Raw genomic sequence first — 16,562 nt, forward strand, 5'->3', positions numbered from 1 at the left:
ATCGGGCAAGGCTGGAGTTTTTTGCGGCAGTCCAACTGAAAGGATCCTTGATCGATCATGGCGGACGATGCCGTATTACTGAGCCTGATCATCGCCCTGCCTTTCGTTGGCAGCCTGTTAGCCGCGCTCCTGCCGGCCAATGCCCGCAATGCGGAAGCCTGGCTGGCCGGTCTGATCACGGTCGGCATCCTGATCATCGCCGCGATCCTGTGGCCCAAGATCGCCGAGCCCGCCGTGGTGCGGGCGCAGTTCGAATGGCTGCCGGAATACGGCCTGAACTTCGTGCTGCGGCTCGACGGCTTCGCCTGGCTTTTCGTTCTGATGATCGCCGGGATCGGCCTGCTCGTCGTGCTCTACGCGCGCTACTACATGTCGCCGGAAGACCCGGTTCCGCGCTTCTTCTCGTTCCTGCTCGCCTTCATGGGCGCGATGCTGGGCGTCGTGCTGAGCGGGAACCTGATCCAGATCGTGCTGTTCTGGGAGCTGACCAGCCTCTTCTCCTTCCTGCTGATCGCCTATTGGCACCATAGCCAGAGCGCTCGCGACGGGGCGCGCATCGCCCTCACCGTCACCGCAGCGGGCGGGCTCAGCCTGCTCGCCGGCATGCTGCTGCTCGGCCATATCGTCGGCAGCTACGACCTCGATGTCGTCCTGGCCTCCGGCCAGAAGATCGTGGCGCACCCGCTCTATCTCGCGGCGCTGATCTTGGTCGCGCTCGGCGCGCTGACCAAGAGCGCGCAGTTCCCCTTCCATTTCTGGCTGCCGCGGGCCATGGCCGCGCCGACCCCGGTCTCGGCCTATCTCCACTCCGCCACCATGGTGAAGGCCGGCGTCTTCCTGCTGGCGCGGCTGTGGCCGGCCATGGCAGGGCACGAATACTGGTTCTGGGTGCTGGCCCCGGTCGGCGTCGCGACGCTGGTGATCGGCGCCTTCCTGGCACTGTTCCAGCAGGACCTGAAGGGGCTGCTCGCCTATTCGACGATCAGCCATCTCGGCCTGATCACGCTGCTGCTCGGCCTCGGCAGCCCGCTCGCAGCGGTCGCGGCGATCTTCCACATCATGAACCACGCGACCTTCAAGGCCTCGCTGTTCATGGCGGCGGGGATCATCGACCATGAGGCGGGCACGCGCGACGTCCGCCGGCTCGGCGGGCTCTACCGTGCCATGCCGATCACGGCGACGCTCGCCATGGTCGCTGCGGCCTCGATGGCGGGCGTGCCGCTGCTCAACGGCTTCCTCTCGAAGGAAATGTTCTTCGCCGAGACCATCGAGTACCATGTCGACACGGCGCTCGATCATCTGCTGCCTTATATCGCGACCGTCGCCGGCATGTTCAGCGTCGGCTATTCGCTGCGGCTGATCCATCAGGTCTTCTTCGGTCCGCCCGCGACCGACCTGCCGCACAAGCCGCACGACCCGGTGATCTGGATGCTGCTGCCGGTCGGCCTGCTGGTGCTGATCTGCCTTCTGGTCGGCATCGTGCCGGCGCAGACTGTGGGTGGCGTGCTTGCGGTCGCGGTCGAGTCGGTGCTGAGGGGGCAGACGCCGAGCTACAGCCTGGCCGTCTGGCACGGCTTCACCCCGGCCCTGCTGATGAGCTTGGTGGCGACGGCGGGTGGCATCGTCATCTATCTCTCGATGCTGCGCTATCTCTCTGGCAACATCGAGGGCGCACCGCTGCTGCGCGAGCTGAAGGGCAAGCGCCTGTTCGAGCGGGCGATCGTCTTCCTGTCCTGGCGCTGGGCGAAGGGCCTCGAGCAGGTCGTCAGCACGGCCCGGCTGCAGCCCCAGATGCGCCTGCTGATCGGCGTAACCATCATGCTGGCGCTGTGGTCCTTCTACATCCGGCCGGTCTCGCTGGCGCCCGGCAGCGTGCAGGGGGCGGATCTCGAATTCATGCTGGTCTGGCTGGTGGGCGCCGCCTGCGCGCTCGGCGCCGCCTATCAGGCCAAGTATCACCGTCTCGCCGCGGTGATCCTGACCGGCGGGACCGGCCTCGCGGTCTGCCTGACCTTCGCCTGGTTCTCGGCTCCCGACCTCGCCTTGACCCAGTTGCTGGTCGAGGTCGTCACCACCGTGCTGCTGCTGCTCGGCCTGCGCTGGCTGCCGAAGCGCATCGAGGGCATCAGCTCCGAGACGATCTTCTCGGCCCGGCTGCGGCGCTTCCGTGACCTGACCATCGCGGTCGGCGGCGGCGCCGGGCTGGCCATGCTCTCCTATCTGGTGATGACCTGGCCGCTCACCGGCAGCATCTCCAGCAACTTCCTCGAGCGCGCCTATACCGAGGGCGGGGGGCGCAATGTCGTCAACGTCCTGCTCGTCGACTTCCGCGGCTTCGACACGCTCGGCGAGATCGCCGTGCTCGGCGTGGTGGCGATCACGGTCTATGCGCTGCTGCGCCGCTTCCGCCCCGCCCGCGACAGCGTCGGGCTGCCCGAGCAGAAGAAGTTCCAGAACCTCTACGACGCCGACATCCAGGGCAGCGGCAAGGACCCGATCAGCGCGCACTACCTCTTGGTACCGGGCCTGATCATGCGCCTGCTCTTCCCGGTGATCGCGATGATGGCGGTCTTTCTGTTCATGCGCGGGCACGACCTGCCGGGCGGCGGCTTCGTTGCCGGCCTGACCTTCGCGATCGCCTTCATCCTGCAATACATGGCCGGCGGCGCCCGCTGGGTCGAAGCCCGCCTGCGCATCCTGCCGGTCCGGTGGATCGGCGTCGGCCTGCTCGCCGCAGCCCTCACCGGTGCCGGCGCATGGCTGTTCGGCCGCCCCTTCCTGACCACCGCCTTTGCCTATGTCGAGGTGCCCGTCCTCGGCAAGCTGCCTCTGGCCAGCGCGCTGCTCTTCGATTTCGGCGTCGTGGCGCTGGTGCTCGGCGCGACGGTGCTCGTCCTGATCGCGCTGGCGCACCAGTCGCTGCGCGTCTACCGCGCCGCGGCCGCCGCACGGACCACCTCAACGACCAGCGGGAGAAACTGATGGAACTGATCGTCTCCCTCGCCATCGGCATCCTCGCCGGCTCGGGCATCTGGCTCTTGCTGCGGCCGCGCACCTTCCAGGTGATCATCGGCCTCTCGCTGCTGTCCTACGCGGTCAACCTCTTCATCTTCGGGATGGGCAGGCTGCGCGTCGGCGCTCCGCCGGTGCTCGACCCCGCCGCCGGCGGCGACATCTCGCGCTATGCCGACCCGCTGCCCCAGGCGCTGGTGCTGACCGCTATCGTCATCAGCTTCGCGATGACCGCCCTCTTCCTCGTCGTCCTGCTGGCCTCGCGCGGACTGACCCGCAGCGACCATGTCGACGGCCGGGAGGGCGGTTCGTGAACTGGCACGACCATCTCGTCATCGCGCCGATCATCCTGCCGCTGATCGCAGGCGCGACGATGCTGCTCTTCGACGGTCGCGACCGCACGGTCGCAGCCGTGCTCAACCTCGTCTCGACCTTCGCTCTGCTCGCGATCGCGATCGCCCTGGTGATGGGCAGCGCCGGTCCCGATCCTGCCGCCGCGGTCAAGGTCTACCGGCTCGGCGACTGGCCGGCCCAGTTCGGCATCGTGCTGGTCGTCGACCGGCTGTCGAGCATGATGCTGCTGCTCACGGCGATCCTCGCCTGCGCCGCGCTGATATTCTCGCTGGCGCGCTGGCATAGCTCCGGCAGCTATTTTCACCCGCTCTTCCAGTTCCTGCTGATGGGGCTGAACGGCGCCTTCCTGACCGGCGACCTGTTCAACCTCTTCGTCTTCTTCGAAGTGCTGCTCGCCGCCTCCTACGGCCTGGCACTGCATGGGTCCGGGCATGCACGCGTCCGCGCCGGCCTGCACTACATCGCCGTCAACCTCGTCGCGGCGCTGGTCTTCCTCGTCGGCGTCAGCATGGTCTACGGCGCAGCCGGCACGCTCAACATGGCCGATCTCGCCGCACGCATCGGCAGCCTGCCGGCCCGCGAGCGCGCCTTGCTGGAAACCGGCACGAGCATTCTCGGCGTCGCCTTCCTCGTGAAGGCCGCGGCCTGGCCTCTCGGCTTCTGGCTGCCCGGCACCTATGCGGCCGCGAGCGCACCGGTGGCGGCGCTGTTCTCGGTGATGACCAAGGTCGGCATCTACGCGATCCTCCGGATCGGCTTCCTGCTGGCCGGCCCCGAGGCTGCCGCCGGATCGGCCCAGTTCGGCGATGTCTGGCTGCTCGCCGCAGGGGCCGCCACCATCCTCTTCGCCATGGTCGGGATGCTGGCCTCGCAGGACCTCGCCAAGCTCGCGAGCTTCTCCGTCGTGGTCTCCTCGGGAACCATGCTCGCCGTGCTCGGCACCAATGATGTCGCGATCATCGGGCCCGCCCTCTATTACCTGGTGTCATCGACGCTCGCGATCGGCGCCTTCTTCCTGCTGATCGAGCTGATCGAACGCGGCCGCGCGCCGACCGACGACATCCTCGCCGTCACACTCGAGGCCTATGGCATGGAGGATGAGGAGGAGCCGGGCGAAGACGGCGAAGCCGGGGTCGCGGTACCTGCGATCCTCGCCGTGCTCGGAGCCGCCTTCATCATCTCAGCGCTGCTGCTCTCCGGCCTGCCGCCGCTGTCCGGCTTCGTCGCCAAATTCGCGATACTGGCCGGCGCGCTCGGCCGCCACGACCCGTCGACGCTGACCGGTGTCGCCCCGGCCGCCTGGGTCCTGCTTGTCCTGCTCCTCCTCTCTGGCTTCGTCACGCTGATCGCGATGGTCCGCGCCGGTATCCGCTCCTTCTGGGCGGTGATCGAGCGCGAGGTGCCGCGCGTCAGGGTAATCGAGCTCGCCCCGGTCGCCGCCCTGCTCCTGCTGTGCCTCACCCTCACTTTGCAGGCCGGGCCTGCGATGCGCTTCATGCAGACCACCGCGTCCGGGCTGCACGGCTCAGCAGCCTATATCCAGGGGGTTCTGGGCCCCACCGCCGCTTCGATGGGAGGCAAGCCATGAGCCGCTGGCTGCCTTCGCCGCCGACGACGCTGGGGTTGCTGGCGCTCTGGCTTTTGCTCAACCAGAGCGTTTCGCCGGGGCATATCCTGCTCGGAAGCATCCTCGGCCTGCTCGGACCTTTCCTGCTGAAGCGGCTCGACGTGCCACCGCTGAAGCTGCGTCGGCCCGGCTCGATCCTGCGGCTGCTCGGCATCTTCATCGCCGACATGATCCGTTCCAACATCGCGGTCGCCCGCGTCATCCTGGCGAACGATCCTCGCCGCAAGAACGGCTTCGTCCGCATTCCCCTGCGGCTGCGCTCGCGCTACGCACTCGCGACCCTGGCCTGCCTCATCACCGCGACGCCCGGCACGAGCTGGGTCAGCTATGACCCCGCGACGGGCGTGCTGGTGATCCATGTGCTCGACCTCAGCGAGGGGGACGACTGGTCCGCGCTGATCGAACGGCGCTATGTCGGGTTGCTGGTGGAGATCTTCGAATGAGCGCCACGATCCTCGCCTTCGCCCTCGTCGCCGGCCAGATCATGCTGGCCCTCGCCATGGTCGCCGCGTCCTACCGCATCCTGCGCGGGCCGCGCGCCCAGGATCGCGTGCTCGGCATGGACGCGCTCTATCTCAACGCGATGCTGCTGCTCCTCGTTTTTGGCATCGGCTCCGGAACGACACTGTATTTCGAAGCGGCACTGGCAATCGGGCTGCTCGGCTTTGTCTCGACGGTGGCGATGGCGAAGTTCCTGATGCGGGGGGAGGTGATCGAATGATAACGCTCCACGCCCTGCCCGCCTGGGCCGCCCTGGTGGTCGCGTTGCTCATCCTCACCGGTTCGGGGCTAGCCCTGATCGGCGCGCTCGGCCTGCTGCGGTTCAAGAGCTTCTATGAGCGCGTGCACGCGCCGACGCTCGGCTCGACGCTGGGGATGGGCTGCATCCTGCTTGCCTCGATGCTGTATTTCTCGATCGGCCAGACCCGGCCCGTGGTGCACGAGATCCTGATCGGCCTGTTCATCACGATCACGACGCCGGTCACGCTGCTGCTGCTGGTCCAGGCGACGCTTTACCGCGACCGGCAGGAAGGCCGCGACCCGCTGGACGGAAGCAATCGCCCGGACGCATAGAGCACCCTTCTCAAGCCCTGCCTCTACATCGTGGATTCGGGTGAGCGGGCACTTTCCGCGAGCAGCAGCGCGAGAAGCTCGCGCTGATTATGCGTCCCGGTCTTGCTGAAGGCGCTTTTGATGTGGGCGCGGGCGGTCTCGTAGGTGACACCCAGCTCCTTCGCGATGTCGACCAGAGAGCCGCCGAGCCGCAGCGCATTCGTGACGCGTACTTCCTGCTCGGTCAGCCGATAGCGTGCCCGAAAACGAACCACGGCATCGAACCGATCGGGAGGAAGCACCCTGAGGATCACCAACGCTGTGACCGCCGGGCTGAAATAGGGAAGCGGACCGCGCAAAGCCAGGGAGTGCAGATTCGAAGCGAGCGGAAGGACCGAGACCGTGAGCCGGATGCCGGCCAGTTCGACGGGGAACTCGGCATGGCTCCCAGCCCCTCCAGGATGCCTCGCACAGGTGGCCTCGACCGACCTTGCGAACCTCGCGTCGATCTCGGGCAAGCCGAACGATACGATATCGCGGGCACGCACATTGATCAGCATACCGCTGCCGATCAGCGCCTCGGCCGCCGAATTTGCCGCGACGAGTTTGCATTCGGCGTTCACGATCAAGGCGGGATCGAGCAGGTTTTGCATGAGACCATCACTGGGAATTGAGCATTGACCGCGCAGAACGGCGCGATTGCAGTCGAGTGCCCGGCGCATACGCGATGCCAGGGCCTGCATCACCGGCGCCATTATTTCGTTTATCCGCTCATGCGAGCGGCTATCGTAGTGAGCACAGAAGAACGCGACCCGATCGCGCTCATGGGCGATCTTGAGTCCCAAGGCCATGTCGGCCCGCCCCATGGGCTTCAGCCAGTCGTTGTAGAATTCTGTGGCTTCGAGGACGCGGCGGGGCAGGAGCGCATCGGCAATCTCGACCTTCGAGGTCGCCATCTCCTTCCAGATTCCCAACCATGGATTGCGAGAGGCGTAATACAGAAAGTACGGCTCGAGATTGACATCCTCCCAGCCCGCTCCGGCCAGAGGCATGGCGTAAGGGGCCAATCGGTCATGGCCTTGAAAAAGAACGCGCGCATCCGGGCGCAGGGACTGGAAAGCAGCGCAGACGTCGTGCCACCGATCAGGGGCCAGCGCAGCCGCATCGATGACTTCCCCAATCTGCGCGACCGTGCGAGCGAACTCGGCACTATTAGGCCCGCGCAGCGCCATCCCGGATCCCCCGACCCTTTTTTAGTTAAGGCCGATCATTCTCCAGCAGGAACCGAAGAGCAATGGCTGCCGTCACGTACGATCAGTCGAAACTTAACTATCGGCGAAGTAACTGTCTTACCCCAATTGGGTGAGGGCTGAGATCCGGAATTGCGGCAGATTTGAAACTAGCCGATCAAGGCGAGCCTGCTCGAATCGGGGGATGGGCAGTGAAGGGCCTATGCGTAATGTGCCTTGCCGAAACGAGGGGACGCTGTCGTCTTTGTGACAAGGCTGATACCGAGCTGTGCACCTGCCAGGGCGTCAACGCCGACGCCATAAGAATGGTCACGCTTAGCCAGCTATGGGGCGCCGCGGCGCTGGGACCGAGCCAGCACCCCGCCATCCGTGCCGTGACAAGCTCCAAGGAACTCCATGCCATCGGACGCCTTCGCTACCGGCTTTTCGTCGGGCGCGACGGCGAGAGTTCCACCTATGCCAACCATGGCGAAGGCTGGCTGCTGGAGCCGATCGATACGGCAAGCCTCAATCTTTGGGCCGGGCCGGACCGGCGCTGTCTCGCCGCGGTCCGGATCACCCAGGGAGCCGACGCCATCACCGATCCCCAGCTCCTGGCGATGCTTCGACATAGCGCACTGCCGCAGGCAGCATATCCCGGCTGTCTGGTGCTCTCGCGCCTGGCGGTCCGGCACGAGGCTCGCGTGCGGGCGCTTGCTCCGGCCCTCGCCCGGCAGGCCTATCGGGTCGGGCTCGCGGCCGGCGCCAGCATGGCATTGCTCGTTTCCCGCCCCGCAGAGGTCGCGTCCTTCGTGCGCCTTGGCTTCAAACCGTCCGGCACCGCGTGGAGCGAGCCGGGCGTGGGCGAGCGTCGTTGTCTGACGCTCGCGCTGCGCGACCGCGCTGCGCTCCGTACAGCCAACTCACCACTGCTGGCGGAGCTCGAGGCGTTCGAGGCTAATGGGTCGGCCGGAACCGGAGAGGTCTCGATCCTCAATCTCAGCGACGATATCTGAGGCCTGGTACCAATTTCGGCCTTCCGGCGCGTCGCGATTTCCGGTTGCACTCTTTCCGGCGACCCTGAGCAGGTGATCAGGCGCCGCCGCCGGCGCCGTTCTTGATTAGCTCTCGCGCGATGATGGTGCGCTGGATCTGGTTGGTGCCCTCGTAGATCTGGGTGATCTTGGCGTCGCGGTAGAGGCGCTCGACCTCGAAACCCTGGATATAGCCGGAGCCGCCGAAGATCTGGACTGCGTTCGCGGTCTGCGCCACCGCCATGTCGCTGGCGAAGCATTTGGCGATCGAGGCGGCCGAGGTCGCCGGCGCGCCATGGTCGATCAGCAGCGCCGCGCGTTCGACCAGCGCCCGGGCCGCAGCGATGTCCTTGGCCATGTCCGCCAGCATCCATTGCAGGCCCTGGTTCTCCAGGATCGGCTTGCCGAACTGGCGCCGCTCGCGAGCATAGTCCAGCGCCGCCTCGAGCCCGGCCTGGGCGATGCCGACGGCGAGCGCACCGATACCGACGCGGCCCTTTTCGAGCACGCTCATCATGATGTGGAAGCCGCGCCCCTGCGGCCCGAGCATCGCCTCGCGCGGTACCTTCACCCCGTCGAAGTTCAGCGCGCCGACCTGGCTCGCGCGCTGGCCCATCTTGTGTTCCTTAGGCCCGCGCGAAACGCCGGGCGCGTTGAGGTCGACGATGAAGATGCTCATGCCGCGATGGCCTGCGGCGGGATCGGTCGAGGCCAGCACGAAGCCGAGATCGGCGACCGGGGCGTTGTGGATCCAGAGCTTGCCGCCATCGATGACATAGCCATCGGCGGTCTCGCGCGCGGTGGTGCGGACATTGGAAAGGTCGGAACCCGCCTCGGCCTCGGTCAGGCAATAGGCGACGCGGGTCTTGCCCAGCAGGACGTCCGGCAGATGGCGAGCGCGCTGCTCCGGCGTGCCGTAGCGGGTCAGCAGCGTGCCGATCAGTTCGACGAGACCGCACTGATCGGCAACCGAGGCATAGCCGCGCGACAACTCCTCCATCACCAGCGCATAGGCATAGGTGTCGAGCCCGGCCCCGCCATGCTCGGGATCGGCGGTGATGCCGAACAGGCCGAGCTCGCCCATCTGGCGATAGATTTCGGCCGGGAAGGCCGAGTCCCGGTCGAGTTCGGCAGCAGCCGGGCGCACTACCTCATTGGCGAAGCGGCGGGCGGTGTCGCGGATCTGCTGGTAGAGCGCTGTGTCCTGGAGCGGCGCGTGCATGGGTTTTCTCCCGTCCTCAGGCAATGCCGTTCAGGGCGCAGAGATGACCCATCCGCGTTGTCGCGCGCTCGGGATCGGCGAAGAGCCCGGCACGGTCGGCCAGGCGGAAGAGATCGGCATAGTGCAGGATGCCGCGGGCCGATTCAGCGCCGCCGACCATACGGAAATGGTCCTGGAAGCCGCCCAGCCAAGCGAGGAAGACGACGCCGCTCTTGTAATACTGGGTCGGGGCCTCGAAGAGCCGGCGCGCCAGGGTGACCGTCGGGTCGAGAATGGCGTGGAAGCCCTGCCGGTCGCCCGCATCGAGGCAGGCGAAGGCGGCCGCCGCCGCCGGGGCGATCGGATCGAAGATGCCGAGCAGCCCGTGCGAGAAGCCCTGCTCGTCGCCGCCGATCAGCTCGGCATAGTTGAAGTCGTCGCCGGTATACATCACGACGCCTTCCGGCAGCTGCCGGCGCATGGTGATCTCCTTGCCGGCATCGAGCAGCGAGATCTTGATGCCGTCGATCTTGGCGGCATGCTCGCGGATCAGCGTCAGCACGGTCTGCATGGCCGGCTCGAACTCGCGACTGCCCCAATATCCGGCGAGCGCCGGGTCGAACATCTCGCCGAGCCAGTGCAGGATGACCTTGCCGCGGCACTGGCCGAGCAGCCGGCCATAGACCGAAAGGTAGTCGTCCGGCCCCTTCGCGACCCGGCAGAGCGCGCGGCTCGCCATCAGGATGATCTTGCCGCCATGCTTCTCGACATGGGCGATCTGTTCCTCATAGGCCCGGATGACGTCGTCGAGCGTCCGCACCGCGGCGAGATCGAGCTGGTCGGTTCCGGCTCCGCAGGCGAGATCGGCACCCGGCACCGTCCGTGCCTCGGCGAGCACGCGGGCGATCAGCTCGGCGGCATTGCTCCAATCGAGCCCCTGCCCGCGTTGCGAGGTGTCCATCGCCTCGGCGATCTTGAAGCCAAGCCCCCAGAGGTGGCGCCGGAAGGCCAGGGTCGCATCCCAGTCGAGCGCGGGGACACGCCAGGGCTCGTTCAGCTTGCGGGGATCGGCAACGACATGCGCCGCGGCGAAGACCGTGCGTGTCCGCGCGGGAGCATGGGCCTGAGGAAAGCGCGAGGCCGGCGCCAGCGTGTAGCGCTCCGTCCCGCCATCGGCCCGGGGCAAGGTGATCTCGGCCATCGCATCCTCCCGAACTGGAACGTTCCAGTTATTTTATCTGCTGTGACCGCTATAATTCATTCTTTTGGCGATTCAAAGAGAGATATTGCCACACACCTCGCGCGCTGATATGGAACGTTCCAAATTCAATAAGGCCTTCGGGCAAACGGGACGAAGCGATGCCGCAAGGGGCGCAGCCCAGGGACAAGGTGACGATCATCGAGATCGCGGACGCCGCCGGCGTCTCGAAATCGACGGTCTCGCTCGTCCTGACCGGCCGCGGCAGCGTCAAGCCCGAGACGCGCGAGCGCATCCTCCAGGTGATGGACGAGCTCGGCTACGTCTATAACCGCGGCGCCGCCAATCTGCGCAACACGCAGTCCAAGATCGTCGGCCTCGTTCTCAACGACCTCTCCAACCCGTTCTTCGCCGAGTTCGCCATCGGCGTCGAAACCGTACTGCAGATGGCGGGTTACGTCGCTTTCATGGCGAACACTTCCGAAAGCGTCGTTCGCCAGAGCCAGGTGATGCGGATGATGCGTGAGCACGGCGCCGGCGGCATCATCCTCTGCCCGGCGCTCGACACCACGGCCGAGGAGTTGGCGCTGGCGAGCGGGCCGGAGACGGCGCTGCTGGTCGCGATCCGCCGTCTGCCGGGCGTCGCGGCGAGCTCCGTGGTGCCGGACAATGTCGCGGGCTCGGCCAGGATCACCCGGCATCTCCTCAATCTCGGGCACCGGCGCATCGCCTATCTCGGCGGCATGAGTTCGATGGTGGTCCGGCAGGACCGGCACCAGGGCTTCAGCGAGGCCATGACCAAGGCCGGCGTTGCAATCGATCCCGGCCTGAACCTCGAATGCATGCCGACCCGCGACGGCGGCTTCAGCGCGATGAGCTCGGCGCTCGCGCTGCCGAACCGGCCGACCGCCGTGGTCTGCTACAACGACGTCGTCGCCATCGGCGCCATGCTCGCCGCCGCCAGGCGCGGCCTCGTCGTCGGCCGCGACATCGCGATCGTCGGTTTCGACGACACCAGCGAGGCGCGGCATGTCTCGCCGGCCCTGACCACGATCGCGGTAGACGCCGTCGGGCTCGGCGAGCGCGCAGCGGCGATGCTGCTCGAACGCATCACCAATCGCGCGGCGCCGGAGACCAGCCATGTCGGTCCGGCCGAACTCATGATCCGCGAATCCTGCGGCGCCTATCAGCATGCGCTGACGGCCGCCGGCTGACCCCCTTTTACAACCGGACGAAAGCAAGATGGCGTTCCCCCGCATCCTCACCGCAGACGAAGCCGCAGCCCTGATCCCGGACGAGGCGATCGTCACCGTCTCCTCGTCTTCCGGACTGGGCTGCCCGGATGCGGTTCTGGCCGCGATCGGCCGCCGCTTCGACGCCAGCGGCCACCCGAAGAAGCTGACGACGCTGCACCCGATCGCCGCCGGCGACATGTCCGGCATCAAGGGCATCGACCACCTCGCCAAGCCCGGCCTGCTCGCACGCATCCTCGGCGGCTCCTACCCGTCCGGCCCGTCGAGCGCCGAGCCGCCGGCGATCTGGAAGATGGTCACCGGCAACGAGATCCCGGCCTACAACGTGCCGAGCGGCATCCTGTTCGACATGCATCGCGAGGCGGCGGCCAAGCGCCCGGGCGTGCTGACCAAGATCGGCATGGAAACCTTCGTCGACCCAAGGAACCAGGGCTGCGCCATGAACGCGCGCGCCGCCGCCGAGCCGATCGTCAGCCGCGTCGATTTCGACGGAGAGGACTGGCTCTATTTCCGCAGCATCGTGCCCAAGGTCGCGATCATCCGCGCCACCACGGCCGATGAGCGGGGCAACCTCTCCTATGAGCACGAGGGCGGCTATCTCGGTCCGCTCGACCAGGCGCTCGCCGTCCGCAACAATGGCGGCGTCGTCATCGCGCAGGTGAAGCGCGTCGTCGCCGCCGGCTCGCTGAAGCCGCAGCGGGTCTTCGTACCCGGCATCCTGGTCGACGCCATCGTCATCGCGCCCGAGCAGATGCAGACGACGCAGACCATCTACGATCCCGCGATCTCGGGCGAGATCGCCCGGCCGCTGTCGAGCTTCGCGACCCCGGCCTTCGATGTCGCCAAGGTGATCGCGCGGCGTGTCGCGCAGGAGCTGCGCCATGGCGACGCCGTCAATATCGGCTTCGGCATCTCGGCCAATGTGCCGCGCATCCTGATCGAAGAAGGCCAGCACGGCGCCGTCACCTGGGTGATCGAGCAGGGCGCCGTCGGCGGGGTGCCGCTGCTCGAATTCCAGTTCGGCTGCGCCTCCAATGCCGAGGCGATCGTGCCCTCGCCCTACCAGTTCACCTATTTCCAGGGCGCCGGCTTCGACATGTCGCTGCTCTCCTTCCTGCAGATCGACAGGCAGGGCTCGGTCAACGTCTCGAAGCTCGGGGTCCGCCCTCACGTCACCGCCGGCGCAGGCGGCTTCATCGACATCACCGCCCGTGCCCGGCGCATCGTCTTCTCGGGCTATTTCAGCGCCGGCGCCAAGCTCGGCATCGCCGATGGCAAGCTGGTCATCGAGAAGGAAGGCAAGGTCAGGAAGCTGGTCGAGGCCGTCGAGCACATCTCCTTCTCGGGCCCGCGCGCCATCGCCCAGGGCCAGGACATCACCTACATCACCGAGCGCTGCGTGATGAAGCTGACGGCCGAGGGCATCGTCGTCAGCGAGATCGCGCCCGGCGTCGACCTCGAGCGCGACATCCTCGCCCAGGCCGAGTTCCCGCTGCTGGTGCCGCAGCCGCCGAAGCTGATGGACCCGGCGCTGTTCCAGGATGCCCTGCTCGGCCTCGCCATTCCCCGGAGGGCCGCATGAGCGATCCCGTCACCCTCGAGATCGCGGGCGGGCTCGCGATCATCACCCTCGCCCGCCCGGAGAAGCTCAACGCGCTCGACGACGTCATGGTCGCGCTGCTCGGCCGCCATGCCGAGACGATCGATGCCGACCGTTCGGTGCGCGCCGTGATCCTGACCGGCGAAGGCAAGGCCTTCTGCGCCGGCGGCGACATCGTCGCCTGGGGCGGGCTTTCGCCGCTGGAGATGGGTCAGGGCTGGGTCCGCTCCGGCCATCGCGTCTTCGACAAGCTGGCGCGGATGAAGCCGCCGGTGATCGCGGCGATGAACGGCCATGCGCTCGGCGGCGGGCTCGAGCTCGCCGTCACCGCCGACATCCGGATCTGCGAGGTCCAGGCCAAGATCGGCCTGCCCGAAAGCGGGCTCGGCATGATCCCCGGCTGGTCGGGCACGCAGCGCCTGGTCAAGCGCCTCGGCGGGCGCGTGGCCCGGCGCCTCGCCCTCACCGGCGAGATCATCACCGCCGAGGCGGCACTGTCGCTCGGGATCGTCGATGAGGTCGTCGAGAAGGGTGGCGCGCTGGCAGCGGCCAAGGTCGTGGCCGAGCGCGTGCTGACACGCGGCCCCGTGGCGAACATGGTGGTCAAGCAACTGATCAACGCCGCCGAGGACGAAGACCGCGCCGCGATCATGGAGACGCTGGCGACCTCGCTCGTCTCCTATACCGACGATGTCAAGGAAGGCGTGGGCGCCTTCAAGGACAAACGTCCGCCAAGCTACCGGGGATCTTGAGATGACACGTCCCGTCGCCCTGATCACCGGTGGACGCCGCGGCATCGGCCGCGCCATCGGCCTTGCCCTCGCGCAGGCCGGCCATGACATCGCCTTCACCGACATCGCCGAGGACGAGGCCGTCGCCTCGGCCAAGGCGGCCTTCGCCGAGGCCGGCGCCCGCACCTTGTTCATGCGGCACGATGTCACCGCGATCGAGAGCCATGCCGATCTCGTCGCCAGCGTCCTGCGCGAATTCGGCCGGCTCGACCTCTTCGTCTCGAATGCCGGCATCGGCGCGCCGGTGCGCGGCGACATGCTGGAGATCACGCCGGAATCCTATGATCTCGTCATGGGCGTCAACCTGCGCGGCGCCGCCTTCCTGAGCCAGGAGGTCGCGAAGGCGATGATCGGGCAGGGCCAGGACCGGCATCAGGCGATCGTGTTCATCACCTCGGCCAGCACGGAACTGGTCTCGATCGACCGGGCCCAGTATTGCGTCTCGAAGATCGGCCTTTCGATGTGGGCGAAGGCGCTCGCCGTCAGGCTCGCACCGGAAGGCATCCCGGTCTTCGAGGTCCGGCCGGGCGTGATCCGCACCGACATGACCGCGAAGGTCGCGGCGAAATACGATGCCCGCATCGCCGACGGCTTGATCCCGGCCGGGCGCTGGGGCGAGGGAGAGGACGTCGCGCGCTGCGTGGTCGGTCTGGCAAGCGGCAACTTCGCCTACGCGACGGGAACTGTGATCAATGCCGATGGCGGCTTGATGATTCCGCGCCTGTAGTTAGGTTCGCCGCCTTCAGATTCGATGCAGATGAAGTGGCGGCCGCCGCCAAAGGACAAGGAGCAGGGCGCGCAATGACAGCAAAGACTTGCTCATCCCCGGAGGGGACACGCTGAATGAGCTATGAGTTCGATTTCGCGTCGGTCTTCGAAGCATGGCCGGAACTGCTGCACGGGCTGATCAATTCGCTGGTGCTTTCGGCCGCGGCGATGGCGATCGGCATGATCGTCGCCGTCGGAGGGGCCCTCGGCAAGACCTCGAGCCCGAAATGGCTCGTGTCGATCATCGACGGCTATATCGAGCTGATCCGCAACACGCCGTTCCTGATCCAGATCTTCATGATCTATTTCGGACTGCCGGAGCTCGGCCTCAAATTCTCGTCCAACACGGCGGCGCTGATCGCGCTGGTCGTCAATGTCGGCGCCTATGGTATCGAGATCATCCGGGCCGGCATCGAGAGCATCCAGAAGGGCCAGGTCGAGGCCGGAAAGTCGCTCGGCATGCGGCCGCTGCAGATTTTCCGCTACATCATCCTGAAGCCGGCGATCCAGGCGATCTATCCCTCGCTGACCAGCCAGTTCATCCTGCTGATGCTGAATTCGAGCGTCTGCTCGGTGATCGCGGCGAGCGAATTGACCGCCGTCGCCGGCGACATCCAATCGCGCACCTTCCGCAGTTTCGAGGTCTATTTCATCGTCACCTGCATGTATCTCGCCCTGTCCGTCTTCTTCTGGACGGCCTTCGCCGCGATCGAGCGCACCTTCCTGCGCAAGCCAACCCGGTAGGTCTGAGACGATGCGTGAACTTGGACCCAACGAAATCATCTTCATCCTCGCCGCGGTGCGCTGGACCCTGCTGCTCTCGCTCGTCGCCTTCCTCGGCGGCGCGCTCGGCGGCGCGCTGGTGGCGCTCGCCCGCACCAGCGAGTTCAAATGGCTGCGGCTCGCCTCGAACGGCTACATCAAGCTGTTCCAGGGCACGCCGCTGCTGATGCAGCTCTTCCTTGCCTTCTTCGTGCCGGGGCTGTTCGGCTGGTCGGTCGACCCGTGGACTGCGGCGGCACTCGGCCTGTCGCTGCATGCCAGCGCCTTCCTCGGCGAGATCTGGCGCGGCGCCATCGAGGTCGTGCCGCGCGGCCAATGGGAAGCGGCGACCTCGCTCGGCCTGCGCTACACCCCGAAGATGGCGCTGATCATCGTGCCGCAGGCGATCCGCATCGCGATCCCGCCGACGATCGGCTTCCTGGTGCAGCTGATCAAGGGCACCTCGCTGGCCTCGATCATCGGCTTCGTCGAGCTGACCCGCGCCGCCCAGGTGATCAACAACGCCACCTTCCGGCCGTTTACGATCTTCGCGCTGGTCGCGCTGGTCTACTTCCTGATCTGCTGGCCACTCTCGGCCTACAGCAAGCGAATGGAGCGCAAGCTCCTGGTCGCCGCGCGCTAGCGCGACGGCCCAAGCCCACCCCGAAAAAGGCAATCTG

At 66.8% G+C, this 16,562-nt stretch carries 16 protein-coding genes; 13 read left to right on the plus strand and 3 right to left on the minus strand.

The window, feature by feature from the left end; translation table 11 throughout:
* Positions 1–57 precede the first annotated feature (57 nt).
* Genes RKE40_RS00965 through mnhG form a run of 6 tightly spaced genes read left to right on the plus strand, consistent with a single transcriptional unit; the run spans position 58 to position 6,067 of the window.
* Entirely contained in the window at positions 58–2,982 is a 2,925-nt protein-coding gene (locus RKE40_RS00965; protein WP_316016373.1) for a monovalent cation/H+ antiporter subunit A, read from the plus strand.
* Positions 2,982–3,326, plus strand: a complete 345-nt coding sequence (locus RKE40_RS00970; RefSeq protein WP_066475707.1) for a Na+/H+ antiporter subunit C — start codon at positions 2,982–2,984, stop codon at positions 3,324–3,326. Before RKE40_RS00965 ends, RKE40_RS00970 begins: the two co-directional genes overlap by 1 nt.
* Positions 3,323–4,954, plus strand: a complete 1,632-nt coding sequence (locus tag RKE40_RS00975) for a monovalent cation/H+ antiporter subunit D (RefSeq protein WP_316016374.1) — start codon at positions 3,323–3,325, stop codon at positions 4,952–4,954. The genes RKE40_RS00970 and RKE40_RS00975 overlap by 4 nt, the downstream gene beginning before the upstream one ends.
* Complete coding sequence (locus RKE40_RS00980) at positions 4,951–5,436, plus strand: Na+/H+ antiporter subunit E (protein ID WP_316016375.1); 486 nt, start codon at positions 4,951–4,953, stop codon at positions 5,434–5,436. The genes RKE40_RS00975 and RKE40_RS00980 overlap by 4 nt, the downstream gene beginning before the upstream one ends.
* Entirely contained in the window at positions 5,433–5,714 is a 282-nt protein-coding gene (locus tag RKE40_RS00985; RefSeq protein ID WP_316016376.1) for a K+/H+ antiporter subunit F, read from the plus strand. Before RKE40_RS00980 ends, RKE40_RS00985 begins: the two co-directional genes overlap by 4 nt.
* Complete coding sequence (mnhG, locus tag RKE40_RS00990; protein WP_316016377.1) at positions 5,711–6,067, plus strand: monovalent cation/H(+) antiporter subunit G; 357 nt, start codon at positions 5,711–5,713, stop codon at positions 6,065–6,067. The genes RKE40_RS00985 and mnhG overlap by 4 nt, the downstream gene beginning before the upstream one ends.
* A 23-nt stretch (positions 6,068–6,090) precedes the next feature.
* Here mnhG and RKE40_RS00995 read toward each other — a convergent pair whose 3' ends face one another.
* A complete protein-coding gene (locus tag RKE40_RS00995; RefSeq protein WP_316016378.1) occupies positions 6,091–7,278 on the minus strand; it encodes a helix-turn-helix transcriptional regulator in 1,188 nt (395 codons plus the stop codon).
* Positions 7,279–7,601: 323 nt separating this feature from the next.
* On the opposite strand from RKE40_RS00995, the gene RKE40_RS01000 reads away from it, so the two are divergent.
* Positions 7,602–8,291, plus strand: a complete 690-nt coding sequence (locus tag RKE40_RS01000; RefSeq protein WP_316016379.1) for a hypothetical protein — start codon at positions 7,602–7,604, stop codon at positions 8,289–8,291.
* Between the two features lie 76 nt (positions 8,292–8,367).
* On the opposite strand, the gene RKE40_RS01005 is transcribed toward RKE40_RS01000, so the two are convergent.
* A complete protein-coding gene (locus RKE40_RS01005) occupies positions 8,368–9,531 on the minus strand; it encodes an acyl-CoA dehydrogenase family protein (RefSeq protein ID WP_316016380.1) in 1,164 nt (387 codons plus the stop codon).
* 16 nt (positions 9,532–9,547) lie between these two features.
* Complete coding sequence (locus RKE40_RS01010) at positions 9,548–10,711, minus strand: dihydrodipicolinate synthase family protein (protein ID WP_316016381.1); 1,164 nt, start codon at positions 10,709–10,711, stop codon at positions 9,548–9,550.
* Between the two features lie 158 nt (positions 10,712–10,869).
* Here RKE40_RS01010 and RKE40_RS01015 point away from each other — a divergent pair, with 158 nt between their 5' ends.
* The 6 genes from RKE40_RS01015 (at position 10,870) to RKE40_RS01040 (ending at position 16,525) form a co-directional block, all read left to right on the plus strand.
* Positions 10,870–11,922: a LacI family DNA-binding transcriptional regulator gene (locus RKE40_RS01015; RefSeq protein WP_316016382.1), complete on the plus strand. Its 1,053-nt coding sequence runs from the start codon at positions 10,870–10,872 to the stop codon at positions 11,920–11,922.
* 28 nt (positions 11,923–11,950) lie between these two features.
* On the plus strand, positions 11,951–13,543 hold the full coding sequence (locus tag RKE40_RS01020) for an acyl CoA:acetate/3-ketoacid CoA transferase (protein ID WP_316016383.1): 1,593 nt from the start codon (positions 11,951–11,953) through the stop codon (positions 13,541–13,543).
* A complete protein-coding gene (locus tag RKE40_RS01025) occupies positions 13,540–14,313 on the plus strand; it encodes an enoyl-CoA hydratase/isomerase family protein (protein WP_316016384.1) in 774 nt (257 codons plus the stop codon). The genes RKE40_RS01020 and RKE40_RS01025 overlap by 4 nt, the downstream gene beginning before the upstream one ends.
* 1 nt (position 14,314) lies before the next feature.
* Positions 14,315–15,079 carry a 3-ketoacyl-ACP reductase gene (locus RKE40_RS01030; RefSeq protein ID WP_316016385.1) on the plus strand — a complete coding sequence of 255 codons (765 nt, stop codon included), beginning with the start codon at positions 14,315–14,317 and terminating at the stop codon, positions 15,077–15,079.
* A 116-nt stretch (positions 15,080–15,195) separates the two neighbouring features.
* On the plus strand, positions 15,196–15,864 hold the full coding sequence (locus RKE40_RS01035) for an amino acid ABC transporter permease (protein WP_316016386.1): 669 nt from the start codon (positions 15,196–15,198) through the stop codon (positions 15,862–15,864).
* 10 nt (positions 15,865–15,874) lie between these two features.
* Positions 15,875–16,525, plus strand: coding sequence for an amino acid ABC transporter permease (locus RKE40_RS01040; RefSeq protein ID WP_316016387.1), 651 nt, complete (start codon positions 15,875–15,877; stop codon positions 16,523–16,525).
* The last annotated feature ends 37 nt before the right edge of the window (positions 16,526–16,562 follow it).

Source organism: Allobosea rubneri, assembly GCF_032464875.1.
Lineage (GTDB): Bacteria > Pseudomonadota > Alphaproteobacteria > Rhizobiales > Beijerinckiaceae > Allobosea > Allobosea rubneri.